The sequence below is a fragment of the Nocardia sp. NPDC055165 genome (assembly GCF_053606985.1).
This window is the reverse complement of the sequence record NZ_JBSGSS010000007.1, coordinates 184434-200275: the sequence shown is the minus strand read 5'-3', so window position 1 is coordinate 200275 and position 15842 is coordinate 184434. Positions and strand designations below refer to the sequence as shown.

The window sequence follows — 15842 nt, the reverse complement described above, 5'->3', positions numbered from 1 at the left end:
GTCGCCGGTCAGTTCAGGATGATCGGCAGCGCGGCCAGATCGTTCTGCGTGAGCACCGGCAGGTTGCCGATCTCACTGTCGGGCACGGCAAGGCGCAGCTTCGGGAAGCGGGCGAACAGCGCGGGCAGCGCGATCGCGGCTTCCAGACGCGACAGCGCGGCGCCGGGGCAGATGTGCGGGCCGTAGCCGAAGGCCAAGTGGCGGTTGGCGGTCGGGCGGGTCACGTCGAACTCGTCGGCGGTCTCGCCGTGCACCGCGGTGTCGCGGCCGACGGCACGGTAGGACATCACCACGCCCTCACCCTTGGCGATCACGGTGTCGCCGACAACGATGTCCTCGGTGGCGAAACGCATCAGCAGGTGCGAGACCGGGCCGTCCCAGCGCAGCGATTCCTCGATGACCTGCTTCCACTCCACATCCCCGGCGAGGACTTTCGCCAGCTGCTCGGGTTCGGCGAGCAGCGCGCGCACGGTGTTGATGATCAGGCTGACGGTGGTCTCGTGGCCCGCGGCGACGAGAGCCTTGATGTTGCCGATCGCCTCTTCCTCGGTGAGCGGCTCGCCGCCCTCGTCGGCGGTGACGAACGCCGAGGTCAGATCATCGGCCGGGTCGGCGATCTTCTGCCGGACCAGGTCGGTGAAGTACACATCGAGGCCGCCGATCACCTCGAGGCGCTCGTCCTGCGGGGTCATCACCGAGAAGAACTTCTTGTACCACTCGAGCAGCTGCGCGTGGTCTTCGCGCGCGACGCCCATCAGGTCGCCGACCACGCGCATCGGCAGCGGGTAGGCGAAGACCTCCTTGAGGTCCACGGCAGCGCCGTCGGCGCCGGCGGCTTCGAGGTCGTCGAGCAGGTCGGCGGTCAGCTGTTCGATCACCGGACGTAGCTCTTCCAGCCGCCGCGGGGCCAGTGCCTGGGCTGTCTTGAGCCGCAACCGGCGGTGCTCGGCACCGTCGACGCTGAACATCGAACGGTCGACGAGGACCATCCCGATCAGCGGCCACTGGGTGGTCACCACGCCGTCGGCATACAGCGACCACGCGTTGATGTCCTTGACCAGCCGGGTGTCGGTGGTCAGCTGACGCGCGAGGGCGTGATCGGTGATCGTCCAGGCGGGCACACCGAGCAGGTCGATCCGGGTGATCGGACCGAGTGCTCGAAGTCGGGCGGTTTCCCCGTTGAGGTCACCGACCATGGGGTCGATGGCGAAAGGGCATGGCGAGCTCACGAGAAACCTCCGACGGGTCGAACTGGTGTGAAACGAACGGGCAGTGCGGTCATGCCCCGAAGGAAAGCCGAAGGTCGCCGGGTGAGCTGGTCGGCGGGCACCCCGAGGTCGACATCGGGCAGCCGGTCGAGCAGCACCTCGATCCCGGTCCTCGCGATGATCTCGGCGATCTGCTGTGCCGGGAAAGGGCAGCGATATTCACCGTAACTGAACGCGAAGTGCGCGTTGTTGCCGGTGGGTACCGAGCCGCCATCGGTAAACGATTGGCGCACATGCGGATCCAGATTCGCGGCCGCGAGACCGAGCAGCAGCAGGTCGCCCGAACGAATCGTCTTGTCGGCGAGACGGGTGTCGCGCGCTGCCCAGCGCCCCGCCAGAATCGAGGTGGGACCCTCTTCCCAGAGCACCTCGTTCATGGCCTCGCCGACACTGCGCCTGCCACCGCCGAGCGCGTTCGCGAACCGGTCGTCGGTGAGCATCAACCGCATGGAGCTGCCGAGCCAGTCGGCGGTGGTGAGGTGACCCGCGGCGGCGATCGCCATCAGGTCGTTCATGTATTCCTCGTCGGTGAACGGCTCGGGGTCGGCCAACATCATCGAGGCCAGATCCCCAGCGGGACGTGCCCTTTTCGCCGCGACCAGGCGGGCCATGTGCTCGGCGAAGCGGGCGTGCCCGGACTGGGCGTCGGCGCCACCGTCGGCGAGCTGTTTCATCGCCAGGGCGAGGTCTGCCGCATCGATGTCGGGCAGACCGAGGATGCGCGCCAGCGCGAGCGCGGGCAGCGGCACCGCGAACTCGGCGATCAGGTCGGCGCTGCCGCGACCACAGAACCCGTCGACGAGGCGGTCGGCCAGTTCCTCACAGGCTCTGCGCAATTCGAAGTGATCCACCGCGTCCAGTGCCGGTTCCACCATCGCCAGGTGCCTGCGGTGTTCGGCGCCCGCGGTGAAGTAGATCGAGGGCATCGGGTGCCCGATCATCGGCAGCAGCGGCCAGTCCTCCGGAACCCGGCCCCACTGATTCCACAGCGACACATCGCGCGGGAACAGCAGTGGATCGCTGGTCACCTGGTGCAGTTCGCGATAGCCGATGATCAGCCACGCCGGAAAACCGCCCGGCAGCTCCACCTCGACGACCGGGCCGTGGTCGCGGCGCATCCGCCGGTAGACCTCGTGCGGTTCGATGTGGAACTCGGGCCCGCTCAACGGCACCGCGCCGGTGATCGGGCAGGCGCCGGTCGGTGTGCTCATCAGACGGTTTCTCCCTGCGGGACAGCGGAATACAGGTGCTCGACCAACGTGATCAGCACCTGCTTGCTCGATTCGCGCGAGCGCGCGTCACACATCACCAGCGGCACCGCCGGATCGAGATCGAGCGCGTCACGCACCGCTCCGGGCGAATGGGAATCGCCGAAGTCGTTGCAGGCGACCACGAACGGAGTGCCCTGATGTTCGAGCCGGTCGATCGCGTACCAGGAGTCGCTGATCCGGCGCTGGTCGACCAGCACGATCGCGCCGAGCGCACCGGCGAACAGCCGGTCCCACAGGAACCAGAACCGCTGCTGACCAGGAGCTCCGAACAGATACAGCACATGTTCGTCGTCGAGGGTGATGCGGCCGAAGTCGAAGGCGACGGTGGTGGTCGACTTGCCGGGCACACCGCTGGTGTCGTCGACACCTGCCCCGACGTCGGTCATCGTGGCTTCGGTGTCGAGGGGCCGGATCTCGCTCACCGAGCGCACCAGTGTCGTTTTGCCGACACCGAATCCGCCGATCACCACGATCTTCAACCCGTGCATTGCCGTGCTGTGCAGCGGCGCTCGAGCCCGCTCGGGCACGTTCTCAGAGCTTGCGAAGTCCAACGAGCACCTTCTCGAGGGTGGAAGCGTCCAGCGACATCGCCGCCGACAGCGGTGGGCGCACCGTGATCTTGCCCGAGGCCAGCAGGTCCGACAGCACGACCGTGGCCACCCCGACGGGCAGGCGCAGCTCGGCCGCGATCTCCACCACGGCGGTCGGCGCCCGGCACATGTCGAGGATCGCGGCCTGCTCCGAGGACATGCCCGCGGTGGGCGCGGACTCGCTGACCACCAGGGTGACCAGGTCGAAGTCCTCGGTTACGGGGGCGCGTCCGCCGGTCAGCGTATAGAAACGGTCGGGATCGTCGTCGCGACCCGCCCTGGTCACTCGATCGCTCCGCGTCTGGGCTGGGCAGCCAGATGCTCACCGAGCTGTTCGACCAGCTCGTGCATCGTGTGGCCGACCAGACCGGCATCGGCGTCCTCGGCGGCGACCACCGCCAGGTGCGCGCCCCGCCCCGCCTCGACCACGAACAGGATGCCGCCGTAGAACTCGGTCATCGACTGGCGAACTCCGCCACGCCCGTCACCGAACTCCACGGATGCCCCGTGCGACAGGCTCTGGAATCCGGCGGCGATGGCGGCCAGCTGATCGGCGCGGTCCACATCGAGTTCCGGTGTGTGGCAGATCTTGAGCCCGTCGCCGGACAGCAGCAGGGCGTGCCTGGCGCGCGGGGTGCGGGCGAGCAGCTTCTCGAGCAGCCAGCCGAGGTGGGCGGGGGCGGTGGTGGTCATCGGTCCTCCATGGGGTCGGGAGCCGCGGCGGCGCTGCCCGGTTCGTGGCTTGTGGTGCGGCCCGGCGCGGAGCGCTGGAAGGCACCGAGGGCAGTGGGCTTGGCCGGGGCCGCCTTGGCGGCGGGTGCGGCGGTGAGACCTTCGGGGTGGACCTGGGCCAGGGTGTCGCCCCGGCGGCGTTTCGGCAGCGAGGGCGAGGTCGGGACCGCGCCGTCGGTCTCCGGTCGCGCGTGCTGGCCGGCCGGCTCGCTGAAATCCATGGTGCCGGTGTCGGTTCTGCGCGGGATCGGACTGTCGAACTGGCTCAGCGTGGCGGGTTCGGCGAAGCGTGGCGCCGCCACCACATTGCGACTGCGGCGTTCGGCGCGGGCGGTGAGCTCGCGCGGGATGACGACGACGACCGCGGTGCCGCCGATCGCCGACGGCCGATACGACACGGTGAGTTCGTGTTTGCGCGCCAGATGCCCGACCACCGCGAGGCCGAGCCGGGTACCCGACAGCGAGGCGAGATCCACGCCCTTGCCCTTGTGATCGCGCCCGGTGACGGCGGATTCGGCGCGGCGCAGCGCGGAATCGCTCATGATCAGGCCGCTGTCCTCGATCGTGATCACCACGCCCGCGGGCACTTCCGCGGCGTAGACGTGCACCTCGGTGGTGGGCGGCGAGAAGTTGCAGGCATTGTCGAGGAGTTCGGCCAGTGTGTGCATCACGCCTTCGGCGGCGTGCCCGGCGATGCCGACCTCGGCGATCGCCCGCAGCCGGACGCGCTGATACCCGGCGACACGGCCCATCGCGCCGCGCAGAATCGATTCCATCGCGATCGGTTTCGCCCAGCGGCGGCCGGTGCGCGCACCGGACAGGACCGCGATGCTGTCGGCCAGTCGTCCGGCCTGGGCGGTGCGATGGTCGATGTGGAGCAGGTCGGTGAGCACTCGCGGGTCGGCGTGGCGGTGTTCCATCTCCCGCAGTTCGGCCAGCATCGAGGTGGTCATCGCCTGGATGCGGCCGGCCGCACCGGCGAAGGCGGCCAGTGCCGCCGCGCCCCGGCGCGAGTTCTCCTGGGCTTCCCACGCGTACGCGGCGGTGTGCTCGTCGGCCTGGGTCAGGCGCGCGCTCGCCTCGGCCACGGTGGCGGCCAGTTGCTGCTCGGCCTGCTGGGCAGCGGCCAGACTCGCACGCGCCTGCGCGCGCTGACGCAGGGCGAACCACACCGCGGGGCAGCCGATCAGTGCCGCGGCCACCGCCGCGGCGAGCACCGGGATGCCGATGGCCGGTGGCGTGAACACCGCGGTCACCGCGGCGATCGCCACCACCGCCACGCCGGCACCGAGCACCACAGATCCGGCGCTGTCGCCGGACGCCTTCGGCGCAGCTACTGTCTGTGCCATCGGCAGTACTTCCGCAGTACTCACAGGCCCCCTGCCATAGTGGTCGATCAAACACGCAGCAAGGCAGCCTGTTTCGAAGTCGGAGTCGAGCATATCGAGCCCCCGCCCGACCTGCCACTCGACCGATCAGGGTTCACCGGCCGTTGGGGTACGGGTCAGTATCGGGCCTGGTCACGGCAGGTGGGGCGAGACGGCGATCACGTCGCCAGAGCAGGTGCGATGACCGTTGCCATGGCTCGGTAGCCGGAGTCGTTGGGATGCAGGTGATCACCGCTGTCGAACGCGTCGGCGAGGCGGGTGCGATCACCGGGAGTGGCCAGCGCTCGTTCGAGATCGACCACCGTGTCGAAAGCGCCCGACTCCCGAATCCAAGTGTTCACCTCGGTCCGCAATCGTTCCTTCTCCGGCGAGTAGTACGCGGAACCGGCGAACGGCAGAATGGTCGCGCCGACGATGCGCACGCCCGCCGCGCGCGCCTGCGCGATCAAGTCGCGGTATCCGACGATGAGCTGCTCGGTCGAAACCGGCGGGAAGACAACCCCGTCCGGGCCCGCACTGCCCGACAGGCCGATGTCGTTGATCCCGATCAGGACGACGGCGGTGCCGACGCCCGGTTGGTCGAGAACATCGCGACGGAACCGCGCCAGCGCGCTGTCGCCGAGCACGGTCGAGTCGGTGAGCAGCCTGTTGCCGCTGATTCCGGCGTTGACCACCGGGCCGTGGTGGCCTACCGCCGCGAGCTGGTCGGGGTAGCGCAGGTCGGCGTCGGGGGTGGAGCGGTAGCCGTCGGTGATCGAATCGCCGAAGGCCACGGTGACGTCGCCGGTGCTCGACCGCAGCGTCTCGATGCCCGCCACGTAGTACCAGGACTGCGAGGTGTCGGTGAACTGCGCCGCCGACGGGTCGTCGGCGTGATCGCCCTGCGCTCGGTAGCTGGTGGCCAGCGACTGGCCGTGCTGAGTCGCGGGGCCGGTGGGTCGGTCGAAATAGAGCGTGACCGCGATCGATGACCCCACGGTGCGCACCGCGTCGCTGATCACCTCGGCCCCCGGTGCGATCACGAAGGTGGACTGCCCGCCGACGCTCAACCCCCGCACCGATTCCGGGACGATCGCCGCTCCCCCCGCGCTGGCGGCCACCGTCGCCGCCGACACGGGCAGGGGGTACTCGCCGAAGCGATTCGACAACCGAATCCTGACTTGCGGCCCCTCCTGCGACAGGCGAAACACCTGTCGCACAGTCTGATCGGCGAAACCCATCGCCGACCAGTTCTGGTAGACCGGGTACTGCACAGCGGTCGTCCAGGCACTCGACCACGAGGTTTCGGTGCCGCGCGCACCGAACGCCACCAGGATGAGCGCGGCCACGGCGGCGACGGGCGCGGCGATCCACCGCGGGCGCACCGTCAACGCAGCGACCATGTCATGCCGAAAGCCGCCAGAGCGTCGAGGAATTCGACCGGCTCGAACAGCTCGGCGGGTGCCTGCGCGCCCGGCTTGCCCACACCGGCGGCGATTCGCGTCGCGACCTCGACCGCGAGCTGGGCGCTGTTGCGGTAGGCGTCGGGACCGCGGCCGATCCCACGCAGGGTCCGGCCGTCGCGGTGGATGTCGACGACCATCGAGTACGCGGCCGGGGCCGACGGTGTTTCGGGCGCGGCGTCCAGATCGGCTTCGGTGACGGTGCCGACGATGTCGAAAATCGACTTCGCGAGTACGCCCTCCACCGAGCGTGCCGTGGTGTGGCGCGGAATCGTCACCACGGAGGGTTGCGGAAACTTCAGCACTGCAATGGGTTCCGTCTCGTCTGGAAGTAGGAAGGTGGTCCGGCGGGGCTGGGGACCGGTGTGGAATTCGCCGTCGGACCAAGACAGGCCGCCACTGGTGAAGACATCTAGATTCTGGAAGACGGTGCGCATACTTCCGCGCGAGCCCTCACCGCCGGGCGTGGCGACATGGCTCAGGACGATCTCGTCGGCGCCGCCGAGTCGCTCGGCGCCGAGGTGGGCGAGCAGGTCGCCGAAGATCCCCGCTTCGGTGGTCGCGGTCGAGAGCGTCACCCCGGCTTGCGCCGCGAGCGGGCCGAATTCGGCGAAGACCTTCTCGACGAAGAGCTGTTCCCCCGCGACGTCGACGTAGTGGACGCCGGCGGCGATGGCGGCGCGCAGCACTCCCTCGCCGCGACCGGTGTAGTCGGGCAGCGTACTGATCACGGCGTCGACGTCGGCGAACGCGGCGACGAGCGCGGCGTGATCGTCGGCGGCGGCGACGCGGACCTCGGCGGCGAGTCCGGCGAGCCGCGCGGCGTCGCGGCCTACGGCCACGGTCTCGATACCGCGCTCGCGCAGTTCCCGCACCGCGAATGTTCCGACGTGGCCACTGGCTCCGTAGACGGCGATCCTCATGTCGTGCTCCTTGTGCTCATCGGGCTGATGAACACAGCGTATGAACCATTCGTGAGACAAGAAATCATCCAGAATCTTGCCTGGATATCCGACCGTCTCTGCGAGTACCGTTTTGAACATGGATCTGCTGAGCGATGTCCTGGCCACCGCGAAGACCGGCAGCCCAGCCTCCGGTATGTTCGTGCGGCACGCGCCGTGGGGTCGGGCGTATCCACGCCTCGAGAGCGCGGGCTTCCATGTGATTCTGCAGGGTTCGTGCTGGCTGACGCGACCCGATGCGCAGCCGCTGGCACTGGGCGCCGGTGACGCGGTCTTCATGCCTCGCGGGGTCGCCCACGATCTGCTCGACCAGCTCGACAGCCCGGTGACCGAAACCGCGGGCCCCGAGGATGTCCGGATCGTGACGGGGCCGGGCGCTCCCGCGACCCTGCTGTGCGGTTCCTACCAGCTCGCCGCCGACCGAACCCATCCACTGCTGACGGAACTGCCCGAGGTGGTACACATTCCGGCCCGGCTCGGCACGCATCCGTCGCTGCGCGCCGCGGTGGACCTGCTGGCCGACGAACTCACCCACCCCCACCCCGGCGCCGACGCGGCGATACCCCCACTGCTGGACCTGCTGCTCCTCTATCTCCTGCGCGCCCGGCTCGCGGACTCCGCCCAGACGACCGGCTGGGCGGCCGCGGTCGCCGACCCGGACATCTCCCGCGCCCTGCGCGCCGTCCACGACGACCCCGCCCACGGCTGGACCGTCGAATCCCTCGGCGCCCGAGCAGGTCTCAGTCGCGCCGCCTTCGCCAAACGTTTCACCACACTGGTCGGCGAGCCCCCGCTGACCTACCTCACCCGCTGGCGCATGCTCACCGCTGCCCGCCTGCTCCGCGACACCGACCACCCACTCTCGACCGTCGCGAGGCACACCGGATACAGCTCCGAGTACGCCTTCAGCAAGGCCTTCAAACGCGAATTCGGCACGGCACCTGGCCGATACCGCTCGACATCGACCGAGGTCCTGCTGGCGGGCGCGCGGTAACCGTCAGTCGAGCACAGCCGTAGCCTCCACCTCGACGAGCAGATCCGGCTCACCGAGCGCAGCCACCCCGATCAACGTGATCGGCTTGACCGGATCCACACCGAGCTTCGCCGCCCTGGCAACGCCTTCGCCGCTCCTCGACACGCGAGATCAGTTGAGTTGGGCTACAGCGGCTTTCGTCGCCTCGGCGACGAGGTCGTTGGAGGGTTCGGCGTTCTGGTCCGGCTTGGTGGTGAGGACGGCGAGGACCAGGGGCGCGCGGTGAGGGGGCCAGGCGATAGCTACGTCGAGGGCGGAGCCGTAGGCGGGGCTGCCGGTTTTGTCGCCGACGATCCAGTCCGTGGGCAGACCTGCCTTGATGCGTTTGGCGCCGGTCTTGCTCGCCTTCAGCCACGTGGCGAGTTGGGCGCGTTCGGGTTCCGGGAGGGCGGTGCCGACGACGAGGGCACGGTAGTTCGCCACCAGGGCGGCAGCGGTGGTGGTGTCGCGTTCGTCGCCGGGGATCGCGGTGTTGAGTTCGGGCTCCCAGCGATCGAGACGGGACACGGTGTCTCCCAGGGTGCGCAGGAAGGCGGTGAATCCCGCTGGGCCACCGAGCAATCGGAGCAGCATGTTGCCCGCGGTGTTGTCGGACAGGGTGATCGCCGCGTCGCAGAGCGCGGTGACGGTCATGCCGGTGTCGATGTGTTTTTCCGTCTCAGGCGAGTTCACGACGATGTCGGCCGCGGTGTAGCGGATGACCTGGTCGAAATAGCCGGTGGACAGCGGATGCGCCTGCAGGAGTGCGCCGCACGCCACACCCTTGAAGGTCGAGGCCATCGGGAAGCGTTCGCCCTCCCGGTAGTCGACCGTGGCTCCGCTTGCGGTGTCAACTACCGACAGACCCAGTCGGGCGCCGTATTTCGACTCCATGCCGGCGAATGTCGCGGTGGCGGGCACGGCCGCCGAAGTACTCGGTGCCGGTTCGGCGTCGTTGCGCGAGCAGGCGGTGCACGTCACGGCCGAGATCGCCAGTGCGACGGCGGCGATCCGGGTGCGGAGGCGGGGCGTCAGTGTGGAGGAAGTCACCGGTGCACGCAATCATCGCCGACCGGTTCGAAGCCAATACCGGACAGCGGGCTGGACGAGTCGCACCCGATATCACCGCAGGTGAACAGCGGTAAGGCGACAGGGAAGACCGATACCCACCAGCTCGTCCGCCCAGATCGACCGAGCCGTGGCAAGAGCGCTGGTTCAATGGCCGATATGGATCTGATCCGCCACCTCCGGTTCTTCGTCTCCGTCGCGGACGAGGGCCACTTCGGGCGGGCAGCAGCGGCACTCGACATGACCCAACCTCCCCTGTCGCAGGGGTTGCGCCGCCTCGAACAACATCTCGACGTCGAACTCATCCACCGCACCAGCCAGGGCGCGCTACTCACCACCGCGGGCAAACACCTGTTGCCGCGTGCCCGGCTGCTCGTCGACGACGCCGACCGATTGCTCGCCGAATCACTGCGGATCGCGCAGCTCAGCGGGACCGTGCGGTTCGCGGCGACGACCGCGCTCCCCGATCGTCTGGTCACCGCGTGTGTCACCGGCTTGCGCGCGGCGGGTGGCAGCGTGGCGACGACACTGGCCACGACCGTCGATCTCGTCGCCGAGGTGCGCGCGGGCATCTGCGATGTGGCGGTGATCGAACATCCGGCGCTGGTCGACGGGGTGGAGGCCGGACCGGTGGTGAAGTTACCGCGCTGGTTGGTGGTACCCGCCGAGCACCGCACCACCACCGCCGAACGACCGACCTTCCCGATGCTCGCCGGACTGCACTTCGCGCATCCACCGCGCGCCGCGAACCCGCCCGCCTTCGACAGCATCATCGACCTGCTGCGGGAACGGGGGCTGGACGCACCCCCGCTCGCGGCTCCCGACGATCGGGCGGTGTTGGCCGCGGTGGCGGCGGGCACGAGTTTCGGCGTCACCGCCACCTCGCCGACGCCGACACCGGGGGTGGCCTGGCTCACGCTGGCACCGCAGTCGATTGCCCTGCGGATCAGGGTAATTCGCAGAGCGGACGCGGGAGCGCATGCCGATGCGCTGGACCGGGTGCTGTACCGGGAGCGGCTGCGATGAGTGTGTTCGACGCGGCGAGGGACGGCATGACGGAATCGGCGAGTGCCCGGATCCGTGCCGTGTTCGCCGATGCGGGCTGCGTCGGCTGGTTGCACGCCCGGCGCTGCGATGGGTCCGCCGGCGAGATCTCCGTCGGTGGGCACGAGCGGGTGGTGATCGCGTCGGTCTACAAACTGCTGCTGCTGGCAGCGTTCTTGCGACAGGTCGACCACGGCCTGATCGACCCCACCGGCCGGCTCACCATCGATCCCGCCGACTGCACGCCGGGCCCTACCGGACTGGCGGCACTCCATGATCCGGTCACGCTGAGCCGCCGCGATCTGGCGGCATCGATGATGACCGTGTCCGACAATGCCGCCGCCGATGTCCTGCTCGGCGAGGTCGGTCTCGCCGCGGTGAGCGAGCTGGTGCACGAGCTCGCTCTGACGGATACCCGGATCGTCGGCGGGACGGCCGACCAGCACCGCAGCCTGGTCCGCGATACCGATACCCACAGCACCGCAGAGGCTTTCGCGGTCCTGGCGGACAACGACGAGGCCTGGACCGTCTCCGCCTACGACCCCTCCTACGCCAGCGCGACCACACCCGAGGAGATGACCCGGTTCCTGGGGAAGCTGTGGACCGGTGACATATTGTCCACGGCCGGTACGGCATTCGCGCGCACGGTGATGAGCAAGCAGATCTGGCCGCACCGCATCGCCGCCGGATTCCCCCATCGCGGAGTCCTGGTGGCGGGCAAGACCGGCACCATCGGGGTGATCCGCAACGAAGTCGCCGTCGTCGAATTCCCTGGCGAAACACCGGTAGCGGTAGCGGTCTTCACCCGCGCCGCCCGCGCGGATCCGATGCTGCCGGTGGTCGACACCGCGATCGGCGAGGCGGCACGGATCGCCGTCACCGAACTGCGCCGCCCGCGCTGAGGTGACAACTCCCTGACGACCATGGCTAGCATCGTCGTTTGTGGGTGGAGATTCTTCCGGCTTCGGCCGAGTGCAGAAAATCGGGATCGCGGCGGGGGCGCTGGGTGTGGTGCTGGCGGTGGCGACTCCGTTGCTACCGGTTCAGCAGCAGCGCGCGAGCCTGGAGTGGCCACAGCCCCAGTCGATGCAACTCAGCGCGCCACTCGTGGACTACGTGCCGTTGTCGCTCGACGTGAGCATTCCGTGTACGGCGTTGCGCGACATGACCGGCGGGACAGTCCTGGCCACCGTTCCCGCCCAGGCGCCGCGAGCAGGATCGAAAGGCTTGGTCGCGCGCATCGAGGACCGGCCGGGAGCCGGGCGCACATTGTCCGTGGTGCTACGCGACAAGCTGCTGTTGAGCGCGCCGATCGCGGATATCGCGGGGAACGCCCCTGTGCAAGAGAGCTCGGCCGCCGACGGCCGGGATGGCACACAACCACCCCCCACCGACGCGGACCGGCCACCTGCCCCCAACGGCACACCGTCCACCGGCGGCACTCCCCCCAACAACGCACCACCCGCCAGCGGCACCCCACCCAACAACGCACCACCCGCCAGCGGCACCCCACCCAACAACGCACCACCCGCCAGCGGCACCCCACCCAACGGTGCACCGCCCTCTGGCGGCGCCACTCCCAACGGTGCGCCACCACCCGGCGGCACCACTCCCAACGGTGCGCTACCACCCGGCGGCACCACTGCACCTAACGGAGCGCCACCCACCGGCACCACTCCACCCCGCGGCGCTCCCGCTCCTGGCAGCACTCCCCCATCGGGCGCGGTTCCGCCGAACGGGCCGAGCGGTGCACCGTCCTCGACGACGAAGTCACCGGCCGGACCGGGCGGCGCGCCCGGCGCAGCCGTGCCCGAGACCGCACGCGACGCCCGATGCGGAGCGCTGACCGTGGTTTCCACCGGCTCGAGCACCACCGCCGAGCTCACCGGTATGACCCGGGCCGACGGATCGCCGATGAAGACGACCGTGGACGCTGATGTGCGGCCACAGGTGGTCGGAGTCTTCACCGAGCTGGATCGCGGACGGATGGGAGACGCGCGGCTGCATGCCGAGATCGATGCGCGGTTCTCGTCGAGTCCGAGTGGCTGGAAGCTGGCGGCGATCGTCGGGGCGGTGTTGAGCGCCTTGCTCGCCCTGATCTGCCTGCACCGCGGCGACGCTCGCGACGGCCGCCGGGCGCGTCGCGTTCTGCCCGCCCGGTGGTGGCGGTTCACCGGTCTCGACGCGGTGGTCGCGGGCACATTGGTCAGCTGGCATGTGTTCGGCGCCAACAGTTCTGACGACGGCTACATCCTCACGATGGCGCGCGCGTCGAAGGAAGCGGGCTACACCGCCAATTACTACCGCTGGTTCCAGGTCGCCGAGGCACCGTTCGGGTGGCCCTACGAGGTGCTCGCCCAGATGACCCGGGTCAGCGAGATCGGGGTGTGGATGCGGTTGCCCGCATTACTCGCCGGGTTCGTGTGCTGGCTGGTGCTCAGCCGGGAAGTGCTGCCGCGCCTGGGTTCCGGTGTGCGCGCGAGCGGGGTCGCGCGCTGGACCGCGGCCCTGGTGTTCCTGTCGATGTGGCTGCCCTACAACAACGGGCTGCGTCCCGAACCCCTGATCGCGGTCGGCGCGCTCCTCACCTGGTGCTCGATGGAACGGGCGATCGCCACCCGCCGCCTGTTGCCCGCCGCCGTCGCGGTGCTGATCGCCGCGTTCTCCCTGGCGGCCGGTCCCACCGGATTGATCTGCGTGGCAGCACTGCTGGCCGGTTCGCGACCGGTGCTGCGCACGATCATCGCCCGCGCCAGACCGGCTTCGGGCGCCGGCGCGTCCGCTCGCGGAACTGTGGTCCTCCGATACGCCGCACTCGTGGCCCCGATCGTCGCCGCGGGCACTCTCGTACTGGTCGTCGTCTTCGCCGACCAAACCTTCTCGACCGTCCTCGAAGCCACCCGCGTGCGCCAGCTCGTCGGCCCCGACATGTCCTGGTTCGAGGAACGCACCCGCTGGGATTCCCTGCTGTCGGTCAACCCCGACGGCTCCCTGGCCCGTCGCTTCGGCGTCCTCGCCATGCTCCTGTGCCTCGCGGTCGGCATCGTCGCGACGCTGCGCCGCGGTCGGATCCCGGCGACCGCGCGTGGCCCGGTGACCCGAATCCTCGCCGTCGTCTTCATGGCACTGCTGCTGATGATGTTCACCCCCACCAAGTGGACGCATCATTTCGGCGTCTACGGGGGCCTGGCGGCCGCACTCGCCGCGATCACGGCAATGGCGCTGGTCCGCGTCGGCCGGAAGTATCTGCGAACACTGTTCGCCGCCGCGGTGCTGTTGCTGCTCGCCGTGAGCTTCACCGGCTCCAACGGGTGGTGGTACGTCTCCGGCTACGGGGTTCCGTGGCCCGACCGCGCCCCCACGCTCGGCGGGATCGAGGTGTCGACCCTCTTCCTCGCCGCGACAGCCGCAACCCTCCTCGCGGCCCTGTTCCAGTACTACCGTGCAGGCATCGAGCCCTCGGCCGTAGGAGACGGTGCCGATGGCCTCCGCGACCCGGGCGATGACGACGGTGGCACCGGTGATCACGGAACCGATGGCGAGGCCGCCGGTTCTGACACGAGTCGAGTACTCGAACGCGGAAGCGGCGTGCAGCGGAAGTCCGGTGGCGGTATCGGTCGCCGCAGGCCGAATCGCAAGATCCCGGCCGTCGCACCGCTGACCGTTGCCGCAGCGGCCATGGTGCTGTTCGAAGTGGGTTCACTTGCCGCGGCGGCTGTTTCGCAGTACCCGGCCTATTCGGTCGGGCTGTCGAATCTGCGCGCGCTGACGGGTGACCGGTGCGCGATGGCCGATGACGTTCTCGTCGAGACGAATACCGCCGACTCCCTGCTGACCCCGTACAACGGCACCGTCGCCGAGGGGCTGGCCGCCGAGAACACCGGCTTCACCCCGAACGGTGTCGGAAGCCTCGCCCCCGATCCCGGTCCCGGCCAATCCTCCGCCCCGCCGTCAGGTTCCGGCCCCAGCCCCAGCGGAAGCGGACCCGGCGGCCCAGGCCCCGGCGGAGGCGCACCCGGCAACTCAGGCCCCGGCGGAAGTGGACCCGGCGGTGCGAGCCCCGGTGGCTCAGCACCTGGTGGGGGCACTTCTCCAGGTGGCGTGAACGGGACGCCGGGCAGCAACGGCGGCTCTACCGAGGCACCACCGAGCGGTCCGAACGCGGGACCACCCGGCGCACCCGGCGCGTCCGGTCCTGCCGTGGCCGGCGTGAACGGCAGCACGGCGGCATTGCCGTTCGGCCTCGCCCCGGAACGAACACCGGTACTCGGCAGTTACTCGACCGGCGAACCACAGCGAACGCAGTTGACGACGCAGTGGTATCGGCTGGATCTGGCCGCCGCACAGCAGAATCCGGTGTACCGGGTGATGATCCTGACGGTGGCCGGTCGGATCGAGTCCACGGCGCCCGATGGCTCACGCATGCCAGGGCAGCGCTTGCGAGTGGAGTTCGCTCGTCGGGCCGAGGACGGAACCACCACCGCCCTGGGCGATGCGGTCCCGCCGACGGTGGGTGGCGCTCCGGGCTGGCGGAACCTCCCGATCGCGCTGGATCGAGTTCCTGTGGGCACCACTGCCGTTCGTCTCGTCGCCGACGCGACGGAGCCCGACCCCATGCAGTGGCTCGCGATCACCCCACCGCGCCTGCCGAAATTGTCGAGCCTGAACACCGTCGTCGGCAGCACCGACCCGGTCCTCGCGGATTGGCATGTGGGACTGGCTTTCCCGTGCCAGCGTCCGTTCGACCACCACACCGGTGTCGCGGAGATGCCGATCTGGCGAATCCAGCCCGACAAGCTCAACGCCCAGGTCTCCGAGACCTGGCAGGGCGACACCGGCGGCGGCCCCCTCGGCTGGACCGGCATGCTCATGCAGTCACGCACCATCCCGGCCTATCTGGCCGAGGACTGGACCCGCGACTGGGGCGAGCTCCAACGCCTCACCCGCACCGTCGCCGCACCACCGGCCGACATCACCGTGCGCACCGAGCTCCGCTGGGGCCTGACGAACGAAACCCCGATCAAAACCAGCTGACCGCCGCAAACGCGAACCGCCGCTACCCGAG

Annotated in this window: 13 protein-coding genes and 1 pseudogene; 4 read left to right on the top strand and 10 right to left on the bottom strand. The window is 69.5% G+C overall.

Annotated features, from left to right (window positions below; genetic code table 11):
• Positions 1–8 precede the first annotated feature (8 nt).
• The 8 genes from ACWFRF_RS16880 to ACWFRF_RS16845 form a co-directional block, all read right to left on the bottom strand.
• Positions 9–1229 carry a cytochrome P450 family protein gene (locus tag ACWFRF_RS16880; protein WP_452450777.1) on the bottom strand — a complete coding sequence of 407 codons (1221 nt, stop codon included), beginning with the start codon at positions 1227–1229 and terminating at the stop codon, positions 9–11.
• Positions 1226–2479: a cytochrome P450 gene (locus tag ACWFRF_RS16875; RefSeq protein ID WP_378991449.1), complete on the bottom strand. Its 1254-nt coding sequence runs from the start codon at positions 2477–2479 to the stop codon at positions 1226–1228. Before ACWFRF_RS16875 ends, ACWFRF_RS16880 begins: the two co-directional genes overlap by 4 nt.
• Positions 2479–3027, bottom strand: coding sequence for a GTP-binding protein (locus ACWFRF_RS16870; protein WP_378633469.1), 549 nt, complete (start codon positions 3025–3027; stop codon positions 2479–2481). Before ACWFRF_RS16870 ends, ACWFRF_RS16875 begins: the two co-directional genes overlap by 1 nt.
• A 43-nt stretch (positions 3028–3070) precedes the next feature.
• Positions 3071–3415, bottom strand: a complete 345-nt coding sequence (locus ACWFRF_RS16865; RefSeq protein ID WP_378991448.1) for a DUF742 domain-containing protein — start codon at positions 3413–3415, stop codon at positions 3071–3073.
• Entirely contained in the window at positions 3412–3822 is a 411-nt protein-coding gene (locus tag ACWFRF_RS16860; RefSeq protein WP_378633077.1) for a roadblock/LC7 domain-containing protein, read from the bottom strand. The genes ACWFRF_RS16865 and ACWFRF_RS16860 overlap by 4 nt, the downstream gene beginning before the upstream one ends.
• Positions 3819–5210: a sensor histidine kinase gene (locus ACWFRF_RS16855; RefSeq protein ID WP_449964266.1), complete on the bottom strand. Its 1392-nt coding sequence runs from the start codon at positions 5208–5210 to the stop codon at positions 3819–3821. The genes ACWFRF_RS16860 and ACWFRF_RS16855 overlap by 4 nt, the downstream gene beginning before the upstream one ends.
• Positions 5211–5407: 197 nt before the next feature.
• Positions 5408–6613: an SGNH/GDSL hydrolase family protein gene (locus ACWFRF_RS16850; protein WP_387447279.1), complete on the bottom strand. Its 1206-nt coding sequence runs from the start codon at positions 6611–6613 to the stop codon at positions 5408–5410.
• A gap of 2 nt (positions 6614–6615) precedes the next feature.
• Positions 6616–7614, bottom strand: a complete 999-nt coding sequence (locus ACWFRF_RS16845; protein ID WP_387447165.1) for a saccharopine dehydrogenase NADP-binding domain-containing protein — start codon at positions 7612–7614, stop codon at positions 6616–6618.
• A gap of 118 nt (positions 7615–7732) precedes the next feature.
• Between ACWFRF_RS16845 and ACWFRF_RS16840 the strand changes: the two genes are divergently transcribed.
• Entirely contained in the window at positions 7733–8647 is a 915-nt protein-coding gene (locus ACWFRF_RS16840; protein ID WP_452450773.1) for an AraC family transcriptional regulator, read from the top strand.
• 3 nt (positions 8648–8650) lie between these two features.
• Here the strand turns inward: ACWFRF_RS16840 and ACWFRF_RS16835 are convergent.
• Positions 8651–8776, bottom strand: a pseudogene (locus ACWFRF_RS16835) (RidA family protein); the annotation flags it as partial.
• A 21-nt stretch (positions 8777–8797) separates the two neighbouring features.
• Positions 8798–9715, bottom strand: a complete 918-nt coding sequence (bla, locus tag ACWFRF_RS16830) for a class A beta-lactamase (RefSeq protein ID WP_452450771.1) — start codon at positions 9713–9715, stop codon at positions 8798–8800.
• A 168-nt stretch (positions 9716–9883) separates the two neighbouring features.
• Between bla and ACWFRF_RS16825 the strand changes: the two genes are divergently transcribed.
• The 3 genes from ACWFRF_RS16825 to ACWFRF_RS16815 are packed head-to-tail and all read left to right on the top strand — an operon-like array spanning position 9884 to position 15811.
• Complete coding sequence (locus tag ACWFRF_RS16825; protein WP_378991439.1) at positions 9884–10759, top strand: LysR family transcriptional regulator; 876 nt, start codon at positions 9884–9886, stop codon at positions 10757–10759.
• A gap of 26 nt (positions 10760–10785) precedes the next feature.
• Positions 10786–11679 (top strand): serine hydrolase, encoded by an 894-nt coding sequence (locus ACWFRF_RS16820; protein WP_378991631.1) that lies wholly within the window; start codon positions 10786–10788, stop codon positions 11677–11679.
• Positions 11680–11719: 40 nt separating this feature from the next.
• A complete protein-coding gene (locus tag ACWFRF_RS16815) occupies positions 11720–15811 on the top strand; it encodes an arabinosyltransferase domain-containing protein (protein WP_452450770.1) in 4092 nt (1363 codons plus the stop codon).
• Positions 15812–15842 lie beyond the last annotated feature (31 nt).

What these genes read in the sequence shown, in the direction of transcription:
- ACWFRF_RS16855 (WP_449964266.1), bottom strand. Translation starts at nt 5,210, where the DNA reads ATGGCACAGACAGTAGCTGCGCCGAAGGCGTCCGGCGACAGCGCCGGA.
- ACWFRF_RS16825 (WP_378991439.1), top strand. Translation starts at nt 9,884, where the DNA reads ATGGCCGATATGGATCTGATCCGCCACCTCCGGTTCTTCGTCTCCGTC.
- ACWFRF_RS16870 (WP_378633469.1), bottom strand. Translation starts at nt 3,027, where the DNA reads ATGCACGGGTTGAAGATCGTGGTGATCGGCGGATTCGGTGTCGGCAAA.
- ACWFRF_RS16845 (WP_387447165.1), bottom strand. Translation starts at nt 7,614, where the DNA reads ATGAGGATCGCCGTCTACGGAGCCAGTGGCCACGTCGGAACATTCGCG.
- ACWFRF_RS16875 (WP_378991449.1), bottom strand. Translation starts at nt 2,479, where the DNA reads ATGAGCACACCGACCGGCGCCTGCCCGATCACCGGCGCGGTGCCGTTG.
- ACWFRF_RS16840 (WP_452450773.1), top strand. Translation starts at nt 7,733, where the DNA reads ATGGATCTGCTGAGCGATGTCCTGGCCACCGCGAAGACCGGCAGCCCA.
- ACWFRF_RS16820 (WP_378991631.1), top strand. Translation starts at nt 10,786, where the DNA reads ATGACGGAATCGGCGAGTGCCCGGATCCGTGCCGTGTTCGCCGATGCG.
- ACWFRF_RS16860 (WP_378633077.1), bottom strand. Translation starts at nt 3,822, where the DNA reads ATGACCACCACCGCCCCCGCCCACCTCGGCTGGCTGCTCGAGAAGCTG.